The 23,914-nt window shown below is 63.4% G+C and carries 20 protein-coding genes, 3 tRNA genes and 1 pseudogene; 14 read left to right on the top strand and 10 right to left on the bottom strand.

Annotated features, from left to right (window positions below; all coding sequences use genetic code 11):
- The first annotated feature begins 31 nt into the window (after positions 1–31).
- A pseudogene (gene map / locus AC1DJW_RS14825) lies at positions 32–799 on the top strand (type I methionyl aminopeptidase).
- A gap of 32 nt (positions 800–831) precedes the next feature.
- On the opposite strand, the gene AC1DJW_RS14820 reads toward map, so the two are convergent.
- Both AC1DJW_RS14820 and AC1DJW_RS14815 read right to left on the bottom strand, forming a co-directional pair.
- Complete coding sequence (locus tag AC1DJW_RS14820; RefSeq protein ID WP_476901759.1) at positions 832–1,422, bottom strand: GNAT family N-acetyltransferase; 591 nt, start codon at positions 1,420–1,422, stop codon at positions 832–834.
- Between the two features lie 757 nt (positions 1,423–2,179).
- Positions 2,180–2,252 (bottom strand) — tRNA-Arg (locus AC1DJW_RS14815).
- A gap of 218 nt (positions 2,253–2,470) precedes the next feature.
- Here AC1DJW_RS14815 and AC1DJW_RS14810 point away from each other — a divergent pair.
- From AC1DJW_RS14810 to ettA, 3 genes are all read left to right on the top strand, one after another.
- A complete protein-coding gene (locus AC1DJW_RS14810) occupies positions 2,471–3,037 on the top strand; it encodes a single-stranded DNA-binding protein (protein ID WP_284751954.1) in 567 nt (188 codons plus the stop codon).
- Positions 3,038–3,446: 409 nt separating this feature from the next.
- On the top strand, positions 3,447–3,716 hold the full coding sequence (locus AC1DJW_RS14805; protein ID WP_460455417.1) for a DUF6993 domain-containing protein: 270 nt from the start codon (positions 3,447–3,449) through the stop codon (positions 3,714–3,716).
- Between the two features lie 47 nt (positions 3,717–3,763).
- Positions 3,764–5,446, top strand: coding sequence for an energy-dependent translational throttle protein EttA (gene ettA, locus AC1DJW_RS14800; RefSeq protein ID WP_284751952.1), 1,683 nt, complete (start codon positions 3,764–3,766; stop codon positions 5,444–5,446).
- Positions 5,447–5,552: 106 nt separating this feature from the next.
- Here ettA and tesB read toward each other — a convergent pair whose 3' ends face one another.
- Positions 5,553–6,458, bottom strand: coding sequence for an acyl-CoA thioesterase II (tesB, locus tag AC1DJW_RS14795; RefSeq protein WP_476901758.1), 906 nt, complete (start codon positions 6,456–6,458; stop codon positions 5,553–5,555).
- Between the two features lie 63 nt (positions 6,459–6,521).
- Between tesB and AC1DJW_RS14790 the strand changes: the two genes are divergently transcribed.
- On the top strand, positions 6,522–7,196 hold the full coding sequence (locus AC1DJW_RS14790) for a DUF8185 domain-containing protein (RefSeq protein WP_390277850.1): 675 nt from the start codon (positions 6,522–6,524) through the stop codon (positions 7,194–7,196).
- 66 nt (positions 7,197–7,262) lie between these two features.
- Here AC1DJW_RS14790 and AC1DJW_RS14785 read toward each other — a convergent pair whose 3' ends face one another.
- The 4 genes from AC1DJW_RS14785 to pepN all read right to left on the bottom strand — a co-directional run bounded on the left by AC1DJW_RS14785 (position 7,263) and on the right by pepN (position 11,754).
- Complete coding sequence (locus tag AC1DJW_RS14785; RefSeq protein WP_390277848.1) at positions 7,263–7,736, bottom strand: globin; 474 nt, start codon at positions 7,734–7,736, stop codon at positions 7,263–7,265.
- Position 7,737: 1 nt separating this feature from the next.
- Positions 7,738–8,466, bottom strand: coding sequence for a mechanosensitive ion channel family protein (locus AC1DJW_RS14780; protein ID WP_390277846.1), 729 nt, complete (start codon positions 8,464–8,466; stop codon positions 7,738–7,740).
- A 146-nt stretch (positions 8,467–8,612) separates the two neighbouring features.
- Positions 8,613–9,092: an OsmC family protein gene (locus tag AC1DJW_RS14775; protein WP_390277844.1), complete on the bottom strand. Its 480-nt coding sequence runs from the start codon at positions 9,090–9,092 to the stop codon at positions 8,613–8,615.
- 100 nt (positions 9,093–9,192) lie between these two features.
- The gene (gene pepN / locus AC1DJW_RS14770; RefSeq protein WP_476901757.1) at positions 9,193–11,754 is read right to left on the bottom strand and encodes an aminopeptidase N; all 2,562 of its coding nucleotides are present in this window, start codon (positions 11,752–11,754) and stop codon (positions 9,193–9,195) included.
- Between the two features lie 136 nt (positions 11,755–11,890).
- Here pepN and AC1DJW_RS14765 point away from each other — a divergent pair, with 136 nt between their 5' ends.
- The 3 genes from AC1DJW_RS14765 to AC1DJW_RS14755 all read left to right on the top strand — a co-directional run bounded on the left by AC1DJW_RS14765 (position 11,891) and on the right by AC1DJW_RS14755 (position 14,413).
- Positions 11,891–12,892, top strand: coding sequence for a hypothetical protein (locus AC1DJW_RS14765; protein ID WP_476901756.1), 1,002 nt, complete (start codon positions 11,891–11,893; stop codon positions 12,890–12,892).
- Positions 12,893–13,028: 136 nt separating this feature from the next.
- The gene (locus AC1DJW_RS14760) at positions 13,029–13,511 is read left to right on the top strand and encodes a ribose-5-phosphate isomerase (protein WP_284751944.1); all 483 of its coding nucleotides are present in this window, start codon (positions 13,029–13,031) and stop codon (positions 13,509–13,511) included.
- Complete coding sequence (locus AC1DJW_RS14755; RefSeq protein WP_476901755.1) at positions 13,511–14,413, top strand: Fpg/Nei family DNA glycosylase; 903 nt, start codon at positions 13,511–13,513, stop codon at positions 14,411–14,413. The genes AC1DJW_RS14760 and AC1DJW_RS14755 overlap by 1 nt, the downstream gene beginning before the upstream one ends.
- A gap of 69 nt (positions 14,414–14,482) precedes the next feature.
- Here the strand turns inward: AC1DJW_RS14755 and AC1DJW_RS14750 are convergent.
- Positions 14,483–14,556 (bottom strand) — tRNA-Gly (locus AC1DJW_RS14750).
- A gap of 154 nt (positions 14,557–14,710) precedes the next feature.
- Between AC1DJW_RS14750 and AC1DJW_RS14745 the strand changes: the two genes are divergently transcribed.
- The 6 genes from AC1DJW_RS14745 to AC1DJW_RS14720 all read left to right on the top strand — a co-directional run bounded on the left by AC1DJW_RS14745 (position 14,711) and on the right by AC1DJW_RS14720 (position 19,957).
- Positions 14,711–14,785, top strand: a tRNA-Pro gene (locus tag AC1DJW_RS14745).
- A 68-nt stretch (positions 14,786–14,853) separates the two neighbouring features.
- A complete protein-coding gene (tig, locus tag AC1DJW_RS14740) occupies positions 14,854–16,221 on the top strand; it encodes a trigger factor (RefSeq protein ID WP_284751942.1) in 1,368 nt (455 codons plus the stop codon).
- Between the two features lie 242 nt (positions 16,222–16,463).
- Complete coding sequence (locus AC1DJW_RS14735; protein ID WP_284751984.1) at positions 16,464–17,093, top strand: ATP-dependent Clp protease proteolytic subunit; 630 nt, start codon at positions 16,464–16,466, stop codon at positions 17,091–17,093.
- Positions 17,094–17,130: 37 nt separating this feature from the next.
- Positions 17,131–17,790 carry an ATP-dependent Clp protease proteolytic subunit gene (locus AC1DJW_RS14730; protein ID WP_078108671.1) on the top strand — a complete coding sequence of 220 codons (660 nt, stop codon included), beginning with the start codon at positions 17,131–17,133 and terminating at the stop codon, positions 17,788–17,790.
- A 184-nt stretch (positions 17,791–17,974) separates the two neighbouring features.
- Positions 17,975–19,261, top strand: coding sequence for an ATP-dependent Clp protease ATP-binding subunit ClpX (gene clpX / locus AC1DJW_RS14725; RefSeq protein ID WP_390277832.1), 1,287 nt, complete (start codon positions 17,975–17,977; stop codon positions 19,259–19,261).
- 126 nt (positions 19,262–19,387) lie between these two features.
- Complete coding sequence (locus AC1DJW_RS14720; protein WP_234749993.1) at positions 19,388–19,957, top strand: mycothiol-dependent nitroreductase Rv2466c family protein; 570 nt, start codon at positions 19,388–19,390, stop codon at positions 19,955–19,957.
- A gap of 52 nt (positions 19,958–20,009) precedes the next feature.
- On the opposite strand, the gene AC1DJW_RS14715 is transcribed toward AC1DJW_RS14720, so the two are convergent.
- Together AC1DJW_RS14715 and valS are read right to left on the bottom strand one after the other, a co-directional pair.
- Positions 20,010–20,885 carry a DNA-formamidopyrimidine glycosylase family protein gene (locus tag AC1DJW_RS14715; RefSeq protein WP_476901754.1) on the bottom strand — a complete coding sequence of 292 codons (876 nt, stop codon included), beginning with the start codon at positions 20,883–20,885 and terminating at the stop codon, positions 20,010–20,012.
- 382 nt (positions 20,886–21,267) lie between these two features.
- Positions 21,268–23,889 carry a valine--tRNA ligase gene (valS, locus tag AC1DJW_RS14710; protein ID WP_476901753.1) on the bottom strand — a complete coding sequence of 874 codons (2,622 nt, stop codon included), beginning with the start codon at positions 23,887–23,889 and terminating at the stop codon, positions 21,268–21,270.
- Positions 23,890–23,914: the final 25 nt, after the last annotated feature.

Raw genomic sequence — 23,914 nt, 5'->3', positions numbered from 1 at the left:
GGCCCCTTGTTCCTCATGCTTGGAGGCCCTCATGTCCACGGTGAAGACGCCGGAAGAGATTGCGCTCATGCGCGAAGCCGGAAGAGTGGTTGCCAACACGCTTTCGGCGGTTCGTTCGCACGCCGGAGTCGGGGTGTCGCTCAAGGAGCTGGACGAGGTTGCTGCCGCTTTCATGGAGGCCGCCGGAGCCAAGCCGGCGTTCCTGAATTACCGTCCGCGGTGGGCGTCCACGCCCTTTTCAGGCGTCATTTGCACGAGCGTCAACGACGCCGTGGTGCACGGCATCCCGGACTGATATGTTTTGCAGGACGGTGATCTGTTGAGCGTCGATTGCGGGGCATTCGTGGAGGGATGGTGCGGGGACGCAGCAGTCAGCTTCATTGTGGGCACTGCGGATCCGGTGGACCAGGAATTGATCGACGCCACGGACGCCGCCCTCGCCCGCGGAATCGAGGCTGCCCGGATCGGAAACAAGATGGGCGATCTTGCGTACGCCATCGGCGGGGAAGCCAAGCGCAGCGGCTACGGGATACTTGCCGATCACGGCGGGCACGGGATTGGCCGGACCATGCATGCAGAGCCGAACGTGCCGAACATCGGGCGGCCAGGCCGTGGCGTGAAGCTTGTGGAGGGCCTGGTGATCGCTATCGAGCCGATGTTGATCCTGGGTGGCAGCGACGACTACTACCACGACGACGACCAGTGGACCCTGCGCTCGGCCAACGGCCGCCGTGCGGCGCACAGCGAACACACCGTGGCGATCACCGCAGACGGCCCGGTTGTGCTGACACTGCCTTAGCTGGGTTGTTTCGGCCTGCGGGGCCCGGAAAATCAGCGCCGCAGGCGCATGACCGCCCTTCCGGGCACTGCTGTGGAAACCGTGAAGAAGCCAGCCGCCCCGAACAACTTCACCGTTCCCTGGTAGAGATCGGCCGAACCGGCTTTGGGCCGCAGCGAGGGATCGACGGGGTAGCCTTCCACGATCTCGGCGCCATGCGCGAAGGCATGCCCGACGGCGGCGTCCAGCAATGCCGCAGCCACCCCGCTCCTGCGGTGGCCGGGAGAAACCACGAAACAACTCACCGACCAGACTCCCGTTCCTTGCGGGGCGCCCCCTCCTGCGGCCTTGAGGACTTGGGATTGTTCGATGCGCGGATAGCACTGGCGCGGTTCGACCGCGCACCAGCCCACTGCTTCGCCGCCTCGGAACGCGAGGACTCCAGGTTCGGGGCCGTCGTCGAATTTGGCCTTGAGCTGTTCCTTCCGCGTCTTTGGGGGAGTGGCCTTCCAATCCTGACCGGTGAGGGCGAACCATCGGCACCAACAGCGGGAAGGTTCGCCACGGACGCCGAAGAGCTTTTCGACATCGGGCCAGGTTGCGGGGCCCGTGGTGGTGGCTGCGGAAACGAAGTTCAGGACCATGGGAACAGCCTAGAACCAGCGAGTGCCAAGGCCTGGGTTGCGGCGCCGCCGGCTATCCCTGACGTCACCTAGTGCTGCGTGGGGTCGGTGACAAAGTTAACCCCGTCCGGATCGACTGGTCCGGGCTCATTTGGCCGGCTGCGCGATCCCGCCGTCGGTCTAGCCGCCCGCCTGATTCCGGCGTGGTGTTCGCGGTGTTTGGCAAGTGGCTTCTGATTTTTGGGCGCCGCGGATCGCCCAAAGACCGGAATTAGAGCGACCAACGCCGCGCCCGCCAGCACCGCAATGACCCAGATCCATTGTTCTCCGTCCATGTTCTTCACCAGTCTCAGGTCGTCGGTTGTCTGCGTTCGGTCGTTGAAGTCCGGTCTATGCGGCTCGGCATGGATCCTCAGCGAAACACTAGATTGGCTCGTAAACACCGTCGCGAGTGGTCCTTACTCGACTTTCGGGGCTCTTGCGCAGCTGACGTTAACCAAGCAGCCGATGCTGGACGAGCTCAAGAGGCGGCACATCTTGGCGAACGAACATGGGCGCCGTCGGATTCTGCTGGATCATTCTCTTCGCCCAAGTTGCCGGCCCTGTGATTCCGTGGGCCCGGAACTGTCCATTCGAGTGATTGAGCAGAATCCGACATCCCAGCGAAAGAGGATTCCCGGACGGACATGACGCGCCCGGGATTTACACACGTTTTGTCCTATAACCCGAGAAGAGCGGCCCTGAACTACGTCTCCGCAGGTCAGAGCCGCTCTCTGTGTGCCCCGGGAGGGAATCGAACCCCCGACCAAGAGATTAGAAGGCTCCTGCTCTATCCTCTGAGCTACCGAGGCATGCGACGCACGCACAGCCGTGGCTGAGGCGCCACAAAGAGTTTACATTGCGGCGGCTGCCTGTGCAGTCAGCCCACCCTCAACCCGTGACTCTTCCCCCACAGGCGGCCATTCGGGCTGGCTATCCACATACGCGAAGTCCATACTGCCGCGGATCTGCGCGGCCCGTGAAGCTGAAAGAGCCAGACAGGCAACTCAACTCACGTTAGGACTACACCATGAACGACATCATCACTGTCCGGGGATTCGTCGCCACGGAACCCAAAAGTTCGACGACCCCGGGCGGAACGGGAACGGCCTCGTTCCGGTTGGGTTCCACGGAGCGCAGGTTCGACCGCGCCAACGATGTCTGGGTGGATGGCAACACCAATTGGTTCAGCGTCCAGGCGTTCAGGCATCTCGCGGGAAACATAGGATGCAGCGTCAAGAAGGGCCAGCGGGTCATCGTCGTCGGGAAACTGAAGTTGAGGCAATGGGAACACGACGGCAAGATCTACCACGTCGCCGAAATCGTCGCCGAGTCGGTGGGTCACGACCTCATGTGGGGCTCGGCGAACTTCATCCGGACCACCGGTAACACCAGCCCGCAGGGCATGCCTGCGGCCCCTGAGGTGGAGCCGGAGAACCCGTGGCCTTCTGCGGAGGACGATGGGGAGGACGGACCCGATGACGACGAGGATGGCAGTACCGCAGCCGAGCGGGGAGTCATTGTTTCGGCCGGAGAAGGTGATGAGTCGGTCCTCGTTGATACTGAGACGGGAGAACTTGTGGACGCCAAGGTTTGAAATGACGCCAAGGTTTGAAATGACGCCACGGCCTGAAAGGACGCGAGGCCTGAAATGACGCCGGCGCCCCAAACAGGGAACGTCGCGGGCATCCGCGGACGCCGTGCGGCGCAGCAGGGGGCGCGCCGCATGGCAGAATGGCCGGGTGATGAGCAGGGGAACGCCGCGAAAACCATCAGGACGCCGCCACGCGGCCGGAAGCCCAGGTTTGCTGCTTGCAGTGCCGTTACTCCTGGCCGGAATGATGGCCGGCTGCACGGCGCCTGCTCCTGTGGTGTCAGGAAGCGCGCCGGTTTCATCGCCTGCCCCATCGGGTACAGCCAGCGCCACTGCCGCTGTTCCACCCAGTGCCGGGAACCCATCGGCATCGGCTTCGCTCAGCCCGGGCACTGCCGCCCTGAAGCAGACCATGGAGACCGTACTCAAAACCATTGCGGCGGCAACCCCCAAACCGGCACAAGATGCACTGCGATCGCAGCTCGTTTCGGCCGGCATCCCAGCCTCCGCTGTGGAAGTATCCGCGAGCAAGACGCCGACCGGACTGGATGTCGACGCCATCGAGGCCGCGGCCAAACTGGACAAGGACTGTGTCATGGGCGAGATCAGGGACGGTCAGGTTTCAGTGTCCGTCCTGCCCGTGTTGGCCAGCGGCAAATGCTTCGTCGGGGATTCCCGCTAGCAGGGCCGAATGTGAGTTATGCCTTGCCACCCATTAGATTTAACGGCATGGCGGAATTCATTTACACGATGACCAAGGCTCGCAAGGCCGTTGGCGAAAAACTAATCCTGGACGATGTCAGCATGTCGTTCTTCCCTGGCGCGAAGATCGGCGTCGTTGGCCCGAACGGAGCCGGCAAATCCACGATCCTGAAGATCATGGCTGGCATCGACACACCGTCGAACGGCGAAGCCCGCCTCAGCCCCGGCTACTCCGTGGGCATCCTCCTGCAGGAGCCGCCCCTGAACGAGGAAAAGACAGTCCTGGGCAACGTCCAGGAAGGCGTGGGCGAGATCTACTCGAAGATCCAGCGCTTTAACGAGATCTCCGAGGAAATGGCCAACCCGGACGCCGACTACGACACGCTGCTGGAGGAAATGGGCCACCTCCAGGAAGCGATCGACGCCGCAGATGCGTGGGACATCGATTCCCAGCTCGAGCAGGCCATGGACGCACTCCGCTGCCCGCCGGGCGACTCCGACGTGACGGTCCTGTCAGGTGGTGAGCGCCGCCGCGTGGCGCTCTGCAAGCTCCTGCTGCAGAAGCCTGACCTCCTGCTCCTTGACGAGCCCACCAACCACTTGGACGCCGAAAGTGTACTGTGGCTCGAGCAGCACCTCTCTTCCTACCCCGGTGCCGTCCTCGCCATCACCCACGACCGCTACTTCCTCGACCACGTCGCCGAGTGGATCTGTGAAGTGGACCGCGGCCGTCTTTACCCCTATGAAGGCAACTACTCCACGTACTTGGAGAAGAAGCGCGCCCGACTCGAAATCCAGGGCAAGAAAGACGCCAAGCAGGCCAAGCGCCTCACCGAGGAACTCGAATGGGTCCGCTCCAACGCCAAGGGCCGCCAGACCAAGTCGAAGGCCCGTCTGGCCCGGTACGAGGAAATGGCAGCCGAGGCTGACCGCACCAGGAAGCTCGACTTCGAGGAAATCCAGATTCCGCCGGGACCGCGCCTGGGTGGCCTGGTCCTGGAAGCCAAGAACCTGCAGAAGGGCTTCGAAGACCGGACCCTGATCGACGGGCTTTCGTTCACGCTGCCCCGCAACGGCATCGTCGGCGTCATCGGTCCTAACGGTGTCGGCAAGACCACGCTGTTCAAGACCATCGTCGGGCTGGAACCGCTCGACGGTGGCGACCTCAAGATCGGTGACTCGGTCAAGATCTCCTACGCCGACCAGAGCCGTGGCGGCATCGACCCCAACAAGACCCTGTGGGAGGTCGTTTCAGACGGCCTGGACTTCATCCAGGTCGGCCATGTTGAAATGCCGTCCCGCGCCTATGTCGCGGCCTTCGGCTTCAAGGGACCGGACCAGCAGAAGAAGGCCGGGGTGCTCTCCGGTGGTGAGCGTAACCGCCTGAACCTGGCCCTGACCCTCAAGCAGGGCGGAAACCTCCTGCTTCTTGACGAGCCCACCAACGACCTGGACGTCGAAACCCTCAGCAGTCTTGAGAACGCCTTGCTTGAGTTCCCCGGCTGCGCCGTCGTGGTCTCGCACGACCGGTGGTTCCTCGACCGGGTTGCCACCCACATCCTGGCCTACGAAGGCGACGAGGAGAACCCGTCGAAGTGGTACTGGTTCGAGGGTAACTTCGAGTCTTACGAGGAGAACAAGGTGGAGCGCCTCGGTCCAGACGCTGCCAAGCCGCACCGTGTCACGCACCGCAAGCTGACCCGCGACTAAGCGGATTGCTCCAAAGAGGGCCGGCGCCCTGGATATTCTCCCGTGGCGCCGGCCTTCTTTGCTGCGCAGAATCTCGGCCGAGTTGTGGTAGCTACTCGAGTAGCGACTACGGGATCCGGAGCATGCCCTCTTGCGCCACCGTGGCGACATGTTGGCCATCACGGCTGAAGATCCTGCCGGTGGCCAGTCCGCGGGCGCCTTGGGCGCTGGGGGACTCCTGCACGTAGAGCAACCACTCGTCCACGCGGACGGGACGATGCCACCACATGGCATGGTCAAGGCTCGCCACGCTCATGCCGGGCGTCATCCAGCTCAATCCGTTCTTGCGCAGCACCGATTCCAGGATGGTGTAGTCGCTCGCGTAGGCCAGGGCGGCCAGATGGAGGTTGGGATCGTCCGGCATCGGGCCAAAGGTCTTCATCCACACGGCATTGCTGGCTACCCGGTCCTTGGGCGCTTCGACGTAGAGCGCGGGGTCTACGTGGCGGACATCGAAGGGCCGCTCGAACGACATGTGGCGGGCGAGTGGATGGTCGTACTTCTGGAGGAGTTCGGCGGTGCTCGGCAGTGTTTCGGGGTCCGGGATTCCGGCCGGCATGGAGGATTGGTGTTCCACGCCTTCCGCTTCGGTCTGGAAGGAAGCGATCATCGACAGGATCGGTTGGCCTTCTTGATAAGCGTGCACCCGACGCGCGGAGAATGAGCGTCCATCACGAAGCCGTTCAACACTGAAAGTGATCGGCTGGTTGGCGTCCCCCGGACGAAGGAAATAGCCGTGCATTGAATGGACGGTCCGGTCTTCCTCTACGGTGCGCATACCGGCTACGAGCGACTGGGCGAGCACCTGCCCGCCGAATACCCGGTGGCGCGGCTGTTTCTGGGACGGCCCAAGGAAGATGTCCTCGGCTGTCCTCGCGCCGTCGAAGTCGGCCAGGGACAGCAACTCGATGAGGGTGGATGTGGGGTCCTCCAGGGCAACCTGATGTTCCAGGCCGGCGTGCGCGTCAGTCATGGTTCGACTCTAGACGCCACCCTGACCCCTCTCAACCGCGGACATGCCGGTAGAGTCGATGATGTGTCCGATGTATTGACCCAGTCCTTCCATTTCGTCGATCCCCGTGATCTGGCGGATCTCCGCACTTATGTCACGCGTGCCAAGAGCATCGACGATGGCGCCATCCGGCTGCAAGCCTCCGGCCGCGTCCTGGCTGCATATGTGTGCGTCCTGAGGCCCCGCCTCCTGGGCGAAGCGACGCCGACCATTCTCGGGCTACGGACCATCGCCCTCGCCGATGACGCGCATGCGGACGTCACCGTGACCCTGTCCTCGGTCCTGGACCGCTTGGCGCGTTCCGGTGCCGACGACGTCGAACTTCCGATCCCGCCGTCGACCGTTTCCGAATCCTGGGCTGGAGTCGGGGCTCCCCGCAGCGGCTGGGAGCCGCTGGGTTCAGTGCCCGACGCCGAACTCAAGGCCGTCGCGAATGCCGGCATTGCCGAGGTGGCCGGGATTGTTCCGGAACAGCCTGGCGCCTTGATCGTCAACAATGCCAGGGCCGCGGTGTGGGGCCGGGAGATTCCGGGACTCGACGGCGTGCCCGCAGGGGCGGCGTTCGCGGCCTTGGCGCTCGGCTTCCTTGGTGACGGCGAACACCGGCTCTTCCGCAACGGACGTTGGTTCCGGCTCAGCGGGAGCCGGGGCCACATCCTGGCACGATCCGGATCAGGCCTGGCCTTCCAAGCCCGCTGAACCTGAGCCAGGACTGGCCCAATCCCGGGCCAGTCCCATGGCTACGCAGCCGCTCGCCAACAAGCCTCAGGGCTGCTGGACCGACGGGCTGTTGACCATCGTGAGCGCAGCCCGTTCCATGTAGTCCCACAGCGTGCCTTCATGAAGCGGCGACAATTCGAGGGAATCCACTGCCGCGCGCATGTGGAAGAGCCAGCGGTCCTTGGCTTCGGGTGTCACCTGGAACGGCATGTGCCGCATTCTCAAGCGGGGGTGCCCGCGTTCCTCGCTGTACGTGCCCGGGCCGCCCCAATACTGCTCAAGGAACATGAGGAACCGCCGCTTTGCCGGGGCGAGGTCTTGTTCCGGGTACATGGGCCGGAGCAACGGATCTCCGGCGACGCCGTCGTAGAAGACATCGATGAGTTTCACGAAAGTCTCGTGGCCGCCGATGGCGTCATAGAAGCTGTCGGTGTAGGCAGGCTGGCTGAACGGATCGTTTTGCATCAACTGCCGCCGTTCGGCCGGTTGCGGTGGTGCGGATTCCGGCTGGCTGCTCATGTCACTCACCTGCTTTCTGCTCTCGAATCTTGAGGGATTCTTTTGAAGTCTGGGGCGCACCGGATGCAGCGGTTTCGGCAGGGGCGGTACCCGGCGGTGCAGGCGGAACGTCGTCCGGGACGGCTGAGTCCTCCGGCACGTAATCGCCTTGCGAGCGGTTGCCCACCCTCAGGATTTCTCCATTGCGCAGATACCAGATGGCGCCGTCTTCGGCCCGGAGCCGTGTGATCCGGAGGCCCACGGATTCAACCGTGCCAATCACTTCAGTGGTCACGATCACATCGCCGATCCCGAACTGGTCCTCGATGGTGATGAAGATGCCGGACAGGAAATCGCGGATGAGCTGTTGGGCGCCGAAGCCAATGGCCACACCCAAAATACCGACGCTCGTGAGCAGCGGGGCAATATCCACATTCAGGTATTTGAGGACGTAGATGATGACGATGACCACCACCACGACGCTCAGCACGCTTGTTAGCAGTGATCCGATGGTGTGGGCGCGCTGGGCGCGCCGTTCATGGTCGAGCGCCCGGAAGGCCGGCTGGACCCACCTGAAATGCGGTTTCTTGAAGAAGCTGGTGCCCTCTGCCACTCGGCGGGTAATACGCAGAATGATGAACCGGGCCACAACCCAGACCACCAACCCAATGCCCAGCGTCACGAAGATGGACGCGAAATCGATCTTGGCTGCATCGGCCACGATGTTGTCGGTCGACGAGGCGACGTTCATGTGCGGGAATGCTCCTCACGGATCCAATTGTTCGCCGGGCCCTTTATTGCCGGGCGCTGAACACTCTGTCCACGCTCAACCCTATCGCCGTAACGTGGCCGCATGCGCATCGTGGTTCCTCACGGAACAGCCTTCCTGTCATCTGGCTAGCTGGCGGCGACCGTCGTGCTTGGCTCATGCAGAACGGGAAAATTGACGCTCCGGGCGATAAAGCACACCTGGTTGGCCTCATGGTGCAATTCGTCCATGAGGGAAATATGCGCCGGGTCGGCAACCGTGACCTGGGGCTTCAGGGTGACGTTTTCGAACTGGCCGCTGCCATCGCGATTGAGCCTCATCATGCCCTCGGCGTGGTCCACGTAGTCGGTCACCACCACCCCGTGTTTGACCGCGACATGCAGGAAGGACAGCATGTGGCACTGGGAAAGGGCGGTGAGGAGCAGTTGTTCCGGGTTGTACCGGCTACGGTCGCCGTGGAAGGTGGGGTCCGAGGATCCCCTCAGGACGGGCAGTCCGGGGATTTCGACGTCGTGATCCCTGGCGTAGCCGCGGTAGGTGGACGTCCCGGTGCCCAGATTTCCGGTCCAGCGCACGGTCAGGGAGTAGTGGTGTTCGTCCAGGCTCATGCGGAAAGTCTATCGGCGGTGCTTTCGCGGGCGGCACACGAACAGGCCCCGGCTCCATTGAATCGGAACCGGGGCCTGACCGTGATTTACCTGAAGGTTTTTAGACGTCTGCCGCCCGGGCCTTGAGGGCACGGGCAACGCCGTCGCGGTTTTCGAGCATCATGCGCCGCAGGGCGCTGCTGTCCGCCGGCAGTTCGGCGAGGAACTTGTCCGTGCGGTCAACCGTGGCCTGCGTGGTCAGCTGCGCCGGGTAGAGCCCGACGACGATTTGCTGGGCCAGCGCATGGGTGCGGTTGGCAACAATCTCCGGGACCGCCTCGAAGTACCCTTCGGCGTATGGCTCCAACAGGGAGGTGTCCAGCACCCGCGTGAAGCCGGTGACGGCGGAGCTTTGAATGGCGTTGGAAAGCTCGCCCGTGACGACGATCTTCTTCCATGCGGCGGCCTTGGCCTCGGGAGTGGGAAGGGCCGCCGTGGCCAAGGCGGCTGCGTTCTGGCCATTGGCCGTGTGGTCGCGCTCGAGTTCGGCGTCGATCCGGTCCTGGCCCTCGCGCCCGCCAACCACCAGCGACGTGAGGAGTTCCCAGCGCAAGTCCTGGTCAACCGTCAGGCCATCCAGGACGGTGCTGCCGTCCAGGACCGCCTGGATTGTGTCCAGTTGGGAGCTGCTCGCGGCGAGCAAGGCAAACGACTTCACGAATTGGAGCTGGGCGTCCGATCCGGCAGCTGCGGTCCTCGAGAGTTCCCACAGTGTGTCCGCCGCGGCCACCGTGGCGGCATCCTTGTGCTCCGCTGCGACGTAGTAGCTCAGGGTGGTGGCCAGTTGGCGGAGCTGGGTCTGGATCACCGAGGAGTCGGTCTCGGATGCGATGTTCGCCAGGATCAGCTCGGCGTAGCCCCGGGCGGGGGTTTCGCCGTCGCGGGCCGCGTCCCAGGCCGAGCCCCACACCAGGGTGCGGGGCAGGCTGCCGGCGAAGTCCTTCAGGTGGGCCTTCGCGGTGGCCAAGGATGCGGGGTCGAGGCGCACCTTCGCGTAGGCGAGGTCGTCGTCGTTGAGCAGGACAAGGTCCGGGCGCGCCATTCCGGCAAGGGCCGGGACGTCGGTCCGGGGCCCGTCGACGTCGAGCTCCTCCCGGTGGGTCCTCTCAAGTTTGCCTTCGCCCGAGAGATCGTAGAATCCGACGGCGAGGCGGTGCGGTCGCAGCGTGGGCTGCTCGTCGATAGCCGTCTGCACGATCGCAAAAGACCTGATGGTTCCGTCCGCGTCGACCTCGAGCTCGGGGGAGAGGGTGTTGACGCCGGCGGTCTCGAGCCAGAGCTTTCCCCACTGGTCCAGGTCGCGGCCGCTGGCAGCTTCGAGTTCCTTCATCAGGTCCACGAGCTCGGTGTTCTGCCACGCATGCTTCTGGAAATATTCGCGGACGCCGGCCATGAACTGTTCCGGCCCAACCCAGGCAACCAACTGCCGCAGGACGGAAGCTCCCTTGGCATAGGTGATGCCGTCGAAGTTGACCTCGACGTCCTGGAGATCGTTGATCTCGGCGAAAATCGGGTGCGTCGTGGGCAATTGGTCCTGCCGGTACGCCCAGGACTTCTCCACCGAGGCAAAGGTGGTCCAGGCCCGGTCGAATTCGGTGTTTTCGACGGCGGCCAGGTGGGACATGTACTCGGCAAACGACTCGTTGAGCCAGAGGTCGTTCCACCAGCGCATCGTGACGAGGTCTCCGAACCACATGTGGGCCAACTCGTGCAGCACGGTGATGGCGCGGCGTTCAACCTGGGCGTCAGTGACCTTGCCGCGGAAGACGTAGCCCTCGAGGATGGTCACCGCGCCGGCGTTTTCCATCGCGCCGGCATTGAACTCGGGAACGAACAGTTGGTCGTACTTCTCGAAGGGATACGGGAATCCGAACTGGGCCTCGAAGAACTCAAAACCCTGGCGGGTCAGTTCGAAGATGTTGTCGGCGTCCAAGTACTGCATGAGGGACTTGCGGGCGAACACCCCGAGCGGGATGACGCGGCCATCGGAGCTGGTGACCTTGCTGCGGACCGATTGGTACGGCCCTGCGACCAAGGCAGTGACGTAGGAAGAGATGCGGGGAGTGGGGGCGAAATGCCAGACGGAGCGCGCGCTGCCGTCGTCCCCGGGAGTGGTTTCCACCGGTACCGGAGTAGGCGAGTTGGAGATCAGGTCCCAGTGCGAGGGCGCCGTGACCGTGAACGTGAATGCGGCCTTGAGGTCCGGCTGTTCGAACACGGCGAACATGCGGCGGGAATCGGGCACCTCGAACTGTGTGTACAGGTAGACCTCGTTGTCAACGGGGTCCACGAAACGGTGCAGGCCCTCACCGGTATTCATGTAGGGGGCATCGGCGACTACCCTGAGTTCGTTCTCGGCGGCGAGCCCGGCCAGTTGGATGCGGACGCCGTCGGACACCGCTGCCGGATCGAGTTCGGTGCCGTTGAGCGTCACGCTGTGCACGGTCTCCGTGATGGCGTCGATAAAGCTCGAGGAGCCCTCGACGGCGGAAAACTTCACCACCGTGGTGGAGCCGAAGACCGTGGCGCCCTTCGTCAAGTCGAGGGTGACGTCGTACGAGGTCACGGTGAGCAATTCTGCGCGCTGTCCGGCTTCGGCGCGCGTCAGGTTCAGGCCTGGCAAGGTTTGCCTCCAAGAGGGTTTCGAGAAGCCGGTTGGTTTCAGCCAGCGCCGGCGCTGTGAAGTCATTCTTTCACTTGATCCCGGCTTGGCAAGGAAGCTCGATCACAGTGTCGTCGGCGCGGGGTAGCGTTGGAATATGGGAAAGATGCGCGACTCGTTGGACCTCCGGGCACTCCGCTTTGCGGTGGCTTTTCCGCTGCTGCTGGCTGGCGCATTTGGCGTATGCGCACTCATGTTGCGCAACAACCTTCCGGATCCTGTCGCCATCGCTTGGAACGCCGACGGCGGAGTCAGCTTTGCGCCGTTCCTCGCCTACGTTCTCGGCGGAGGAGGGTTTCTTGTCGTGGCTGGCTGGCTGGTGTTCATCCAGGCGGTTCCCCTTGCCCGGCCCGTGATTATGCGCAGGGTCATGATGGGCATGGGCCTCATGGTGACCCTCTTCATCACCGCTGTACTTGCCGCCGGGCTCGTGGGGCAAACGGGCCTCGCCGACGCCCGCAGCTCGCACGTTGATGCCACGGTCCTCGCGTTGGGAGCGGGTGCGGCGTTGCCCCTGGGCGTCGTCATGATGATGGCTTTCAAGCCTGACCCGCATTGGACACCTGAGGACGACGCCGCCCTCGAGGCCGAACGAATCCGGACGGAAGATCCCGGCCTGGCGGAGGATTCCATGTTGCTGTGGGTCCATGCGCGGAGTTCGGTGTTCGTGATGATTTGCGTCGCCACTTTGTTCCCCGCCATGTTGATCGCGATTGCGCTCCCGTGGTTGGGCGCATTGTTGGCAATGGTCGCCGTCATCGGAGCGTGTTTCCTGTTCGTCCGCGTCCGGGCGGACAGGGGAGGAGTGCAGGTCTTTGTCGCGGGCGTTCTGCGGGTCCTCAGGGTGCCGGCCGTTGATATCGCAGGCGCGGCCGCGCAGGAAGTCAGGGCGGCCGACTTTGGCGGCTGGGGACTCCGGCACCACGGAGGAGCCACGGCCATGCTCGTGAGCAGCGGTCCCGCCGTCGTCGTCCGTCAGGTCAGCGGCCGCAGGGTGGCGTTCAGCGCCGGGACCTCGGCCACGGCGGACCGGCTCGCGGGAATCCTGAACCGCGTCGCGGCGCGTGCCCAGCGAGGTGAACAGCCTCCGGCCAGTTGAGCGCCGGAAGGCATCCGGCGCGGGGGCTTCGTCTTAAGAGGTGAGCCAGGGGCCGGTCCTAGTAACCTAGGAACCGCATCCCTCACCGCCGCGCCCGGCTTTGCCGCGTTCGCGCGCCAGACTGAATGGACTTCCTGTGACCACACCCCGCGTCCACATTGCCACGGACCACGCCGGCATGGAGCTCAGCGCCCACCTCGTAAGCCACCTCACGGCCAAGGGCTACGACGTCGTTGACCACGGCCCCAAGGAGTACGACGCCCTTGATGACTACCCGTCGTTCTGCATCAATGCTGCCGCTGCCGTGGTCGCCGACCAAGAGGCCGGCGTTCACGCATTGGGCATCGTCCTGGGCGGATCGGGCAACGGCGAACAAATTGCCGCGAACAAGGTCAAGGGTGTCCGGGCCGCGCTCGCCTGGAACCTCTCCACTGCGAAACTGGCCCGAGAGCACAACGACGCCAACGTGGTCGCCGTCGGCGGCCGCCAGCACACCGTTGAGGAAGCCACAGAACTGATCGAGGCTTTCCTGGAAGAACCGTTCAGCAACGACGAACGCCACGTGCGCCGCATCGGAAAAATCGCCACTTACGAGAACACCGGCGAAATCGTTGCCTAATGCCTGAAGGGCATTCCATCCATCGCCTGGCACGCCAGTTCCAGGATGTTTTTGCCGGCCGAATGCTGGAGGTCTCCAGCCCCCAAGGCCGTTTCACTGCGGGTGCGGCGCTATTGGACCGCCACGAGCTGCTTGAAGCCACGGCGCACGGCAAGCAGCTCTTCCTCCGTTTTGACCACGGGATTCTCCTGCATGTCCATCTGGGTCTCTACGGTGCGTGGAATTTCGGTGGCGATGAATCCTTCCGCGGGGCCTCGAGCATCGGGGCGCCGCGGCGGATCGGCGAACGCGAGACCTTCTCACATGATGCGGGCGCAGGGAGCCCCGGAAGCAGCTATGCGGGTCCGCCCGAGCCGGTGGGCGCCGTCCGAGTGCGACTCGTTTCTGAGAACGGCTGGGCGGACCTGAGGGGCGCCACGACGTGCGCGGCAATCACCGAGGCAGAGGCCGCGGCTGTCCTGGCACGCTTAGGTCCCGATCCGCTGCACAATCGCCCTGGCGACCGCGAGGAGTTCATCCGCCGCTTGCTGCGCCGCAAGACCGCCGTCGGGCTCCTCCTCATGGACCAGTCGATCGTGGCCGGTATCGGCAACATTTACCGTGCGGAGGTGCTCTTCCGCCAAGGCGTTGATCCTTGGACTCCCGGCAGCTCGCTGAACGCCGAAACCGGCGGACGGCTGTGGGATGACACCGTGGCGGCTATGTCCGACGGCGTCCGTGACGGGCGGATTGTTACGACACCATCGGCTTTGTGGAGCGGCGGGAACGCGGAAGCGCTCGACGGCGACGCGCACTTTGTCTACAAGCGGCAGGGACAGCCGTGCCGGCGATGCGGAGAGGCAGTGGGGATGGCAGAGATCGGTGCGCGCAAACTCTATTGGTGCCCCGGCTGCCAGGACTGACGCCAGGCGCGGGCGGGCGCAAACACCAGGAAAGCACGAAGGGCCCCTCGCCGAGGGGCCCTTCGTTCCTGGAGGGGACGACGGGAATCGAACCCGCGTAATCAGTTTGGAAGACTGAGGCTTTACCATTAAGCTACGTCCCCGGGCAAGACTGCATGGATCTCTATGAACATCACAGAGTGTTCCGCACATCTTTCCGGTGGCTGTTGAAGCCGGATATAACTAAACCTAATTCAGGGGCCAAGTGTCAAATGTGCATTCTCCGCCGAGATGCCCGTAGACTGTCCTGTGCATTCACGGGGTGTAGCTCAGCTTGGCTAGAGCGCCTGCTTTGGGAGCAGGAAGTCGCAGGTTCAAATCCTGTCACCCCGACTCTGTGTGCCTGTCCCGATCCGGGACGCGGCAGAACCCCATCCCACAAAACCAGGAGTACTTAGACTGTGAAGAGCGCTGTCGAGAACCTCACCGCCACGCGGGTCAAGCTCAACGTTGAGGTTCCCTTTGAGGAACTGAAGCCGAGCATCGATGCCGCTTACAAGACCGTTGCTTCGCAGATCCAGGTTCCCGGGTTCCGCAAGGGCAAGGTTCCCTCCAAGCTGGTTGACCAGCGCGTTGGCCGTGGCTACGTCTTGGAGACCGCCATCAACGATGGCCTCAACGGCTGGTACCAGGCTGCCGTCCAGGAAGCCGGCCTCCGCCCGCTGAGCCGCCCCGAAGTTGAGATCACCGAGGTTCCGGACCCGTCCTCGACCGACGGTGAACTGAAGTTCCAGGTCGAGATCGACGTCCGTCCCGAGGTTGAGCTGCCCGACTACGCCGGCATCAAGGTCGAGGTTGCCGCAGCGGATTCCTCCGACGCCGACGTCGACAAGGCCCTGGATGAGCTCCGCGGCCGCTTCGGCACGCTGAAGTCCGTTGACCGCCCGGCCGCCGATGGTGACTTCCTGACCATCGACATCACCGCCACCATCGACGGTGCCGAGATCGACTCCGCCACGGGCCTGTCCTACCAGGTTGGCGCAGGCACCATGCTTGAGGGCCTCGACGAGGCAGTCACCGGCCTTTCGGCCGAAGAAGAAGCAATCTTCGACACGACTCTGGTTGGCGGCGAGCACGCCGGCGAGGCAGCCCAGGTCAAGGTTGTCGTCAAGACCGTCAAGGAGCGCGAGCTTCCCGAGGCCAACGACGACTTCGCCCAGTTGGCATCGGAGTTCGACACCCTTGCCGAACTGCGTGAAGACCTTGCCAAGCAGGCCGCCGAGTCCAAGGTCGTCGGCCAGGGTGTCGAAGCCCGCGACAAGGTCCTGGACAAGCTCGTCGAGCTCATCGAGGTTCCGGTTCCGGACTCTGTCGTTGAAGAGCAGCTCGAAGCACACTTCAACCCGGAGAACGCCCACGGTGAAGGCGAGCACGACACCGAGGAGCACCGCGCCGAGGTCAAGGCCAACACGGCCCGCGCCTTCCAGAACGAAATCATCCTTGACGCCATTGCCGACAAGGAAGAAGTGAGCGTCAGCCAGAACGAGCTGATCGACTACATCGTCAGCACGGCAAGCCAGTACGGCATGGACCCGAACCAGTTCGCCCAGATCATCGATCAGAGCGGCCAGGTTCCCATGATGGTTTCCGAGGTGCGTCGCCGTAAGGCCCTCGCAGTTGTCCTCGGCCAGGCCGAGGTTGTCGACTCCGAAGGCAACAAGGTGGACCTCAGCGACTTCGTGCGCCCCGCTGGTGAAGAGGCCTCCGTCGAGGAAGCCGAAGAAGCAGCTGTTGTTCCGAGCGACGACCCCGCTGCAGTGAAGTTCTAGTTTCAACTCTCGCCGCCCCCGGATCCTTGATCCGGGGGCGGCTTGGTTTAAGCCCGGGGAGCACGGAAAGCGCCCCCTTCCGCAATCGTGCGCCGTCAGCGAACAGTGCGATTTGGGAGAACAAATCGCCGTGGAAAACGGTTAGTGTCCAAGTAGTGAAGATCAGGGATGGCAAGTTCAGCAATGGCCCTGTCACCAGCGAGAGGTAAGTACTAATGTCACAGCACGCAGAGGCGCCCAGGATGGCAACCGTCGATCCAGCGGCCCAGGACAACTACATCTACAACCGCCTGCTGAAAGAGCGCATCATCTGGCTCGGATCCGAAGTCCGTGATGAAAACGCCAACGCGATCTGCTCCCAGCTCCTCCTCCTCTCCGCTGAAGACCCGGAGAAGGACATCTACCTGTACATCAACTCTCCTGGCGGCTCCGTGACCGCCGGCATGGCCATTTACGACACGATGCAGTTCATCCCGAACGACGTCGTGACGGTTGCCACCGGGCTGGCGGCCTCCATGGGTCAGTTCCTCCTTTCCTCGGGCACCAAGGGCAAGCGCTACGCCACGCCCAACGCCCGCATCCTGATGCACCAGCCCTCCGGCGGCATCGGTGGCACGGCGTCGGATATCAAGATCCAGGCGGAGCTGATCCTTCACATGAAGAAGGTCATGGCCGAGCTGACAGCCGAACAGACCGGACAGACCGTTGAGACCATCCTCAAGGACAACGACCGCGACAAGTGGTTCACGGCCACCGAGGCCCTCGCCTACGGCTTCTTCGACAAGATCTCTGCCCACGCGGGATCGGTCGCCGGCGGCGGCGGTACGGCCAATTCCTCGAATTCCGAGGCCTCCTCGAACTCCGAGAAGTAAACCGGCACCAAGAAACATTCAGATCAGGAGCAATAAAATGAACTACAACTTTGGATGGTCTGCCGGTAATCTCCCGTCCAGCCGCTACGTCCTCCCGCAATTCGAGGAGCGCACGCCCTACGGCTTCAAGCGCCAGGACCCGTACACGAAGCTCTTCGAGGACCGCATCATCTTCCTCGGTGTGCAGGTTGACGACGCTTCCGCAGACGACATCATGGCCCAGCTGCTGGTGCTCGAGTCCACGGACCCGGACCGCGACATCACGTTGTACATCAACTCCCCGGGCGGTTCGTTCACGGCCATGACGGCTATTTACGACACCATGCAGTACATCCGCCCTGAGATCCAGACCGTTTGCCTGGGCCAGGCCGCAAGCGCCGCAGCCGTGCTGCTCGCCGCCGGCACTCCCGGCAAGCGCCTCGCATTGCCGAACGCCCGCGTCCTGATCCACCAGCCGGCGCTTTCCGGCGGCCAGGGCGGACAGGCCTCGGACCTTGAGATCCAGGCTGCTGAAGTCATGCGCATGCGCACGTGGCTCGAGGACACGCTTGCCCACCACTCGGGCCGTACCTCGGAGCAGGTCAACAATGACATCGAGCGCGACAAGATCCTCACCGCTGCCGAGGCGATGGACTATGGATTGATCGACCAGGTGCTCGATTCCCGCAAGATCAAGCCCCAGGCGATCGCAAGGTAACTGGCCAAAACTCGACGCCGGTGCGGTTCAGGAAATATGGACCGCATCGGCGTTCTGTTTCAACCCAAGCAGCCCATTGTGTCCTACAGTGGAAGTTGTCATGGTGGCGCCCCCGCTGCGATCTTCCGATCTTGGCAGATAGGTACGGGGCTGCACCACCCGCATGAAACGAAGGGATTCCCACATGGCTCGGATTGGCGAGAGCACGGATCTGCTGAAGTGTTCTTTCTGCGGAAAGAGCCAGAAGCAGGTTCGGAAGCTGATTGCCGGGCCCGGCGTGTACATCTGCGACGAGTGCATCGAGCTCTGCAACGAGATCATCGAAGAGGAGCTCGCGGAAGTATCGGATCTTGGCAGCTTCGAGTTGCCCAAGCCGCGGGAGATCTTCGATTTCCTCCAGGAGTACGTCATTGGCCAGGAGCCCGCGAAACGCTCCCTCGCCGTCGCGGTGTACAACCACTACAAGCGCATCCAGGCGGGCCACGCACCGAAGACCGGCCTTGGTGAAGGCGGACACCACGAAGACGTGGAGATCGCCAAATCCAACATCCTGCTGATTGGCCCCACCGGCTGCGGCAAGACCTACCTGGCACAAACCCTGGCCCGCCGCTTGAACGTACCCTTCGCCGTCGCTGACGCCACGGCCCTGACTGAGGCCGGGTACGTCGGCGAAGACGTCGAAAACATCCTGCTGAAGCTCATCCAGGCCGCCGACTACGACGTCAAGAAGGCCGAACAAGGCATCATCTATATCGATGAGATCGACAAGATTTCGCGCAAGAGCGAGAACCCGTCCATCACGCGCGATGTGTCCGGCGAAGGCGTGCAGCAGGCACTGCTGAAGATCCTCGAAGGCACGGTGGCTTCGGTTCCGCCGCAGGGCGGCCGCAAACACCCGCATCAGGAATTCATCCAGATCGACACCACCAACGTGTTGTTCATCGTGGCCGGCGCTTTTGCCGGGCTGGAGGACATCATTGGATCGCGGTCGGGCCGGAAAGGCATCGGCTTCGGGGCGCCGCTCAACGAGGTCAAGGACAACGCGGACAGCTACGGCGAGGTGATGCCGGAGGATCTGCTCAAGTTCGGGCTGATTCCTGAATTCATTGGACGCCTGCCTGTGATCACCACCGTGTCCAACCTTGACCGTTCCGCGCTCATCCAGATTCTCTCCAAGCCCAAGAACGCCCTGATCAAGCAGTACCAGAAGATGTTCCAGCTGGACGGCGTGGAGCTCTTGTTTGACGATGACGCCCTTGACTCGATTGCGGACCAAGCACTGGAACGCGGCACCGGAGCCCGCGGCCTGCGCGCCATCATGGAGGAAGTGCTGCTCCCGGTCATGTTCGACCTGCCAAGCAGGGACGACATCGCGAGCGTTGTCATCACCGCCGACGCCGTGACCAAGAAGGGCCAGCCCACCATGATCGCGCACGAGGTCGTTGCGAAGCGTCGGAATAAGTCCGCTTAGCCTGGGGTTTGCATGATTGGTGCCGGACACCCTTTCGTCCGGTTGGCCGTGCCCCCCTTACGCCTACACGAGGAGTTCCCTGTGCCCGAGCAGACCGCCAACAAGGTTGATTTCTGGTTCGATCCCATGTGCCCTTTCGCCTGGGTGACATCCCGCTGGATCGGTGAAGTGGAAGACGTCCGCGGCATCGAGACCAACTGGAACGTCATGAGCCTCTCCGTCCTCAACGAAGGCCGCGAGCTGCCTGCTGAATACACCGAGAAAATGAAGCTGGGCTGGGGACCTGTCCGTGTCATCATCGCCGCCCGCGAGCTGCACGGAAACGAGTACATCAAGCCGCTGTACGACGCGATGGGTTCCCTCATCCACCACGAAGGCATCAAGGATTTCGCCGAGGTCATCTCCAAGGCACTGGCGGAAACCGGGCTGCCGGCCGAGTTGGCCCGCTTCGCTGATTCCGAGGAATACGATGTCCAGCTGCGTGCCAGCCACGAATCGGGGATCTCCCTGGTAGGCCAGGACGTGGGCACCCCGGTAGTCGCCGTCAACGGCACGGCCTTCTTCGGCCCTGTCCTCACCCGGATCCCCCGAGGGGAAGAAGCCGGGCGGATCTGGGATGCCACTGTCACATTGGCCGGCTACCCGCATTTCTTCGAGCTCAAGCGCAGCCGCACGGAAAGCCCGGAATTCAACTAGCCTTGAATTCAAATAGCCCGGGCCGTCGCGGCCGTTAGGGCCGCAGGCCCGGCTATTTCAGGAATCGCGACGTTCTACGGTCCGCCAGGATCTTTCCGTTTGTCTGGCAGCCGGGGCAATACTGCAGCGCGGTGTCGGCAAAGGACACCTCGCGGATGGTGGTCCCGCACACGGGGCAGGGCTGTCCCGCCCGGCCGTGCACCCGCATGGTGTTCCGCTTGGTGTCCTTGAGTTCGCTTGAGGCTTTCCCGACGGCGACGGCTACGGCCGCACCCAGGACACTTTCGATGGACTCGTAGAGGACACGGGTTGTGTCCTTGTCCAACGACTTGGCGATCGCGAACGGTGAAATCCTGGCGGCGTGAAGGATCTCGTCGCTGTAGGCGTTGCCGATGCCCGCGATGACGCTTTGGCTCCGTAGGAGTCCCTTGATCTGGTGCGCGCTTGTGGCAAGGATTCCGGCCAGGGTTTCCTCCGTGAAGGCAGGGCTCAGCGGGTCCGGGCCGAGTGTCGCGATCCCGGGAACGTCCAAGGGGCTGCGCACCACGTATATGGCCAGGCTTTTCTTTGTTCCGGCCTCCGTCAGGTCCACGCCGACGTGCGTTGAGCCGTCGCCCTTGGTGAAGCCGAGCCTCGCGGCAATATTACTGCCGCCCATCCGGAGCTGGCTCTGCGACGGCTGCTCCGTGTAGCGGAGCCACCCGGCCTTGGCGAGGTGGAAGATGAAATGGATTCCCTCGGCGTCTAGACTGACGAACTTGCCGAAGCGTTCCACCCCGACGATTTTGCGGCCCTCCAGGGCCGAGTAGGGCGGATCGGCTGTCTTCAACACGGCAAAAGAAGTGATCTGGATCTTCGTCAGTTCGGCACCGAGAAGATTCCTGCCCAGGAAGGCAGTCAGCCCGGCCACTTCGGGAAGTTCTGGCATAGCAACACTGTGCCACAAAGCGCCTACCCCCAGAACCCCGGAGGCCCGCAGCGACGCCCGCGAATTACATGCCAGTAGTTCCCGGAGGGGGCTTGTGCTGGCCGGTGAGCGGGTCAAGAATAGAACTTACCCACTTCGAAAGAAGAGGGACACGGAAACCAGAGATTCAGTGATATGCATCTGACGCAGCCTTCGGCAAAGTTGGATGCAAGCTACCAGTGACGAGGTAGGAAGACCTGAAAGTCCGAGGATTCCGCCAGACTGTCAAGACGTCACCAGGCAGCCGAAAAGTCGAAGCCCCACCAACGGCTAAACGCTGATGGGGCTTCCCCTTTGCCCGGAAACTCTCGGGCGGCGCCGGAAACTTCCGGGCTCTTCGAAACTACGCCTGGGCGGGCTCCTCGGCAGGCGCGAGGACCACGTTGCTCACCGTGAGTTCGCCCTCCGCGGCTACCAGTGAGATCTCCTGCGCGTTGGCCGCGGCCTTCAGGTCTCCCAGTCCGGCTTCCAGCTGTGCAACAAACGACTCAGTAGCGGTGATTGTGCCGGAGAGGACCTCTGTGCGCTGTTTGACCTTGGCCTCGGACTTGGCCTTGCGGATGCCGCTCAGCGCGATGCCGACGGTGCCCAGCATGGTGGTGTCGCCGTCGACGATCTCCACGGCTGCCGGCCACGCCGCGCGGTGGACTGAACCCGTGCGCCACCAGCTCCAGACCTCTTCGGTGGCGAAGGGCAGGAACGGCGCGAACAGGCGCAACAGCGAGTCCAGCGTGGTGGCAAGGGCGGCAAGCACGGATGCCTGCTCAGTCTCGCCGGCCGCACCGTAGGCGCGGTCCTTGATGAGCTCCACGTAGTCGTCCGTGAACTGCCAGAAGAACGATTCCGTGATCTGCAGGGCGCGGGCGTAGTCGTAGTTGTCGAACGCCTTGGTGGACTGCGCCACGACGTCGGCCAACTGTGCCAAAAGTGCCCGGTCCAGGGCGTTGCTCAGAACGGAGAGGTCCGCGCCGACAACCGAGTTCTCCGTAGCGCCCAGGTTCAACACGAACTTGGAGGCGTTGAGCAGCTTGATGGCCAGGCGGCGGCCGATCTTCATCTGGGCGATCTCGTAGGCGGTGTCAGCACCGAGCTTGGCGGACGCGGCCCAGTAACGGACGGCGTCGGAGCCGAATTCGTTCAGGACGTCGGTGGGGACAACCACGTTGCCCTTGGACTTGGACATCTTCTTGCGGTCCGGGTCCAGGATCCAGCCCGAGATGGCTGCGTGCTTCCACGGAGCGCTGTTCTGCAGGGAATCCGCCCGGACAGCCGAGGAGAAAAGCCAGGTGCGGATGATGTCGTGGCCCTGCGGGCGGAGGTCGAAGGGGTAGACCTTGCCGAACAGTTCCTCGTCACGGCTCCAGCCGCCCACGATCTGCGGAGTCAGCGAAGACGTGGCCCAGGTGTCCAGGACGTCGGCGTCTCCGATGAAACCGTTGGGCTGCTCGCGCTGGGACTCGTCGAAACCTGGGGCTGCGTCGGCCGCGGGGTCCACGGGAAGGGACTCGTCGGACGGCAGGATCGGGTTCTCGTAGTCCGGGTTGCCCTGGGCATCCAGCGGGTACCAGACGGGGATCGGCACGCCGAAGAAGCGCTGGCGTGAAACGAGCCAGTCGCCGTTCAGCCCGGAGATCCAGTTCTCGTAGCGGGAACGCATGAAGGACGGGTGGAAGTCGATCTCGTGTCCGCGCGCGATCAACCGTTCGCGGCGGTCCTCGTCGCGGCCGCCATTGCGGATGTACCACTGGCGCGACGTGACAACTTCAAGGGGCTTGTCGCCCTTCTCGAAGAAGTTCACGGGGTGGGTGATCTTCTTGGGCTCGCCATCCAGCAGATCGGCGGCAACGAGAAGCTCAACAACCGTCTCCTTGGCAGAGAACGCCGTCTTGCCGGCAATCGCCGCGTAGGCTTCCTTGCCGGCGTCGGTGGTGATCCACTCGGGTGTCTCGGCGATGATGCGGCCGTCGCGGCCCATGATGGCGCGTGTGGGCAGCTGCAGTTCGCGCCACCAGGTGACGTCAGTCAGGTCGCCGAAGGTACAGACCATCGCGATGCCGGAGCCCTTGTCCGCCTTGGCAAGCGGGTGGGCCTTGACCTCGAGTTCGACGTCGAACAGGGGGGACGTGACGGTCTTGCCGAACAGCGGCTGGTAGCGCTCGTCGTCGGGGTTCGCCACCAACGCGGCGCACGCGGCGAGGAGTTCCGGACGCGTTGTCTCGATATAGATCTTCTCGCCGTCAGCGGTGAAGAAGGGGTAGCGGTAGTACGCGCCGGCAACCTCGCGGTCCTCCAGCTCGGCCTGCGCGACGGCGGTGCGGAACGTCACATCCCACAGGGTGGGGGCCTCGGCCATGTAGGCGTCACCGGCGTTCAGGTTGGCGAGGAAGGCACGCTGGGACACCGCACGGGAGGTGTCGTCGATGGTGCGGTACGTCAGGTCCCAGTCAACGGACAGTCCGAGTGTCTGGAACAGGTTCTCGAAGACCTTCTCGTCCTCGACGGCGAGTTCCTCACAGAGTTCGATGAAGTTCTGGCGCGAGACGACGTCGAAGTCGCGCTGGTTCTTCGCCGGCTGCGCCGGTGGGCGGTAGTCCGCGTTGTAGGGAATGGCGGGATCGCAGCGGACACCGTAGTAGTTCTGGACGCGGCGCTCGGTGGGCAGCCCGTTATCGTCCCAGCCCATCGGGTAGAAGACGTTCTTGCCGGTCATGCGCATGTAGCGGGCCTGGACATCCGTCTGCGTGAACGAGAACATGTGGCCCACGTGGAGCGAACCGGATGCGGTGGGCGGGGGAGTGTCGATCGAGTAGACCTGCTCCCGGGTGGTGTCCGGGTTGAACTTGTAGGTTCCTTCGTCCAGCCAGCGCTGCGTCAAGGCAGCCTCAAGGCCTTCAAGGGCCGGCTTGTCGGGAACGTTGATGGGGGCGGTGGCGGGCGTGTCTGTACCCTGCGTTGATTCAGCCATGGGCCAATTGTTTCATGGCGCCCTT

The organism is Arthrobacter sp. 05L417 (genome assembly GCF_056397865.1).
Note: the sequence above shows the minus strand (reverse complement) of the source record. Positions and strands in the feature narration are given on the sequence as shown.

Bases quoted from the DNA above. Each gene is read 5' to 3' on its own strand.
- tesB (WP_476901758.1), bottom strand. From the start codon at position 6,458: ATGACTGACGCGCACGCCGGCCTGGAACATCAGGTTGCCCTGGAGGAC.
- AC1DJW_RS14735 (WP_284751984.1), top strand. From the start codon at position 16,464: ATGGCAACCGTCGATCCAGCGGCCCAGGACAACTACATCTACAACCGC.
- AC1DJW_RS14805 (WP_460455417.1), top strand. From the start codon at position 3,447: ATGGAGACCGTACTCAAAACCATTGCGGCGGCAACCCCCAAACCGGCA.
- AC1DJW_RS14780 (WP_390277846.1), bottom strand. From the start codon at position 8,466: ATGAACGTCGCCTCGTCGACCGACAACATCGTGGCCGATGCAGCCAAG.
- AC1DJW_RS14755 (WP_476901755.1), top strand. From the start codon at position 13,511: ATGCCTGAAGGGCATTCCATCCATCGCCTGGCACGCCAGTTCCAGGAT.
- clpX (WP_390277832.1), top strand. From the start codon at position 17,975: ATGGCTCGGATTGGCGAGAGCACGGATCTGCTGAAGTGTTCTTTCTGC.
- AC1DJW_RS14730 (WP_078108671.1), top strand. From the start codon at position 17,131: ATGAACTACAACTTTGGATGGTCTGCCGGTAATCTCCCGTCCAGCCGC.
- AC1DJW_RS14720 (WP_234749993.1), top strand. From the start codon at position 19,388: ATGTGCCCTTTCGCCTGGGTGACATCCCGCTGGATCGGTGAAGTGGAA.
- ettA (WP_284751952.1), top strand. From the start codon at position 3,764: ATGGCGGAATTCATTTACACGATGACCAAGGCTCGCAAGGCCGTTGGC.
- AC1DJW_RS14775 (WP_390277844.1), bottom strand. From the start codon at position 9,092: ATGAGCCTGGACGAACACCACTACTCCCTGACCGTGCGCTGGACCGGA.
- AC1DJW_RS14820 (WP_476901759.1), bottom strand. From the start codon at position 1,422: ATGGTCCTGAACTTCGTTTCCGCAGCCACCACCACGGGCCCCGCAACC.
- AC1DJW_RS14810 (WP_284751954.1), top strand. From the start codon at position 2,471: ATGAACGACATCATCACTGTCCGGGGATTCGTCGCCACGGAACCCAAA.
- valS (WP_476901753.1), bottom strand. From the start codon at position 23,889: ATGGCTGAATCAACGCAGGGTACAGACACGCCCGCCACCGCCCCCATC.
- AC1DJW_RS14785 (WP_390277848.1), bottom strand. From the start codon at position 7,736: ATGAGCAGCCAGCCGGAATCCGCACCACCGCAACCGGCCGAACGGCGG.
- AC1DJW_RS14715 (WP_476901754.1), bottom strand. From the start codon at position 20,885: ATGCCAGAACTTCCCGAAGTGGCCGGGCTGACTGCCTTCCTGGGCAGG.
- AC1DJW_RS14765 (WP_476901756.1), top strand. From the start codon at position 11,891: ATGGGAAAGATGCGCGACTCGTTGGACCTCCGGGCACTCCGCTTTGCG.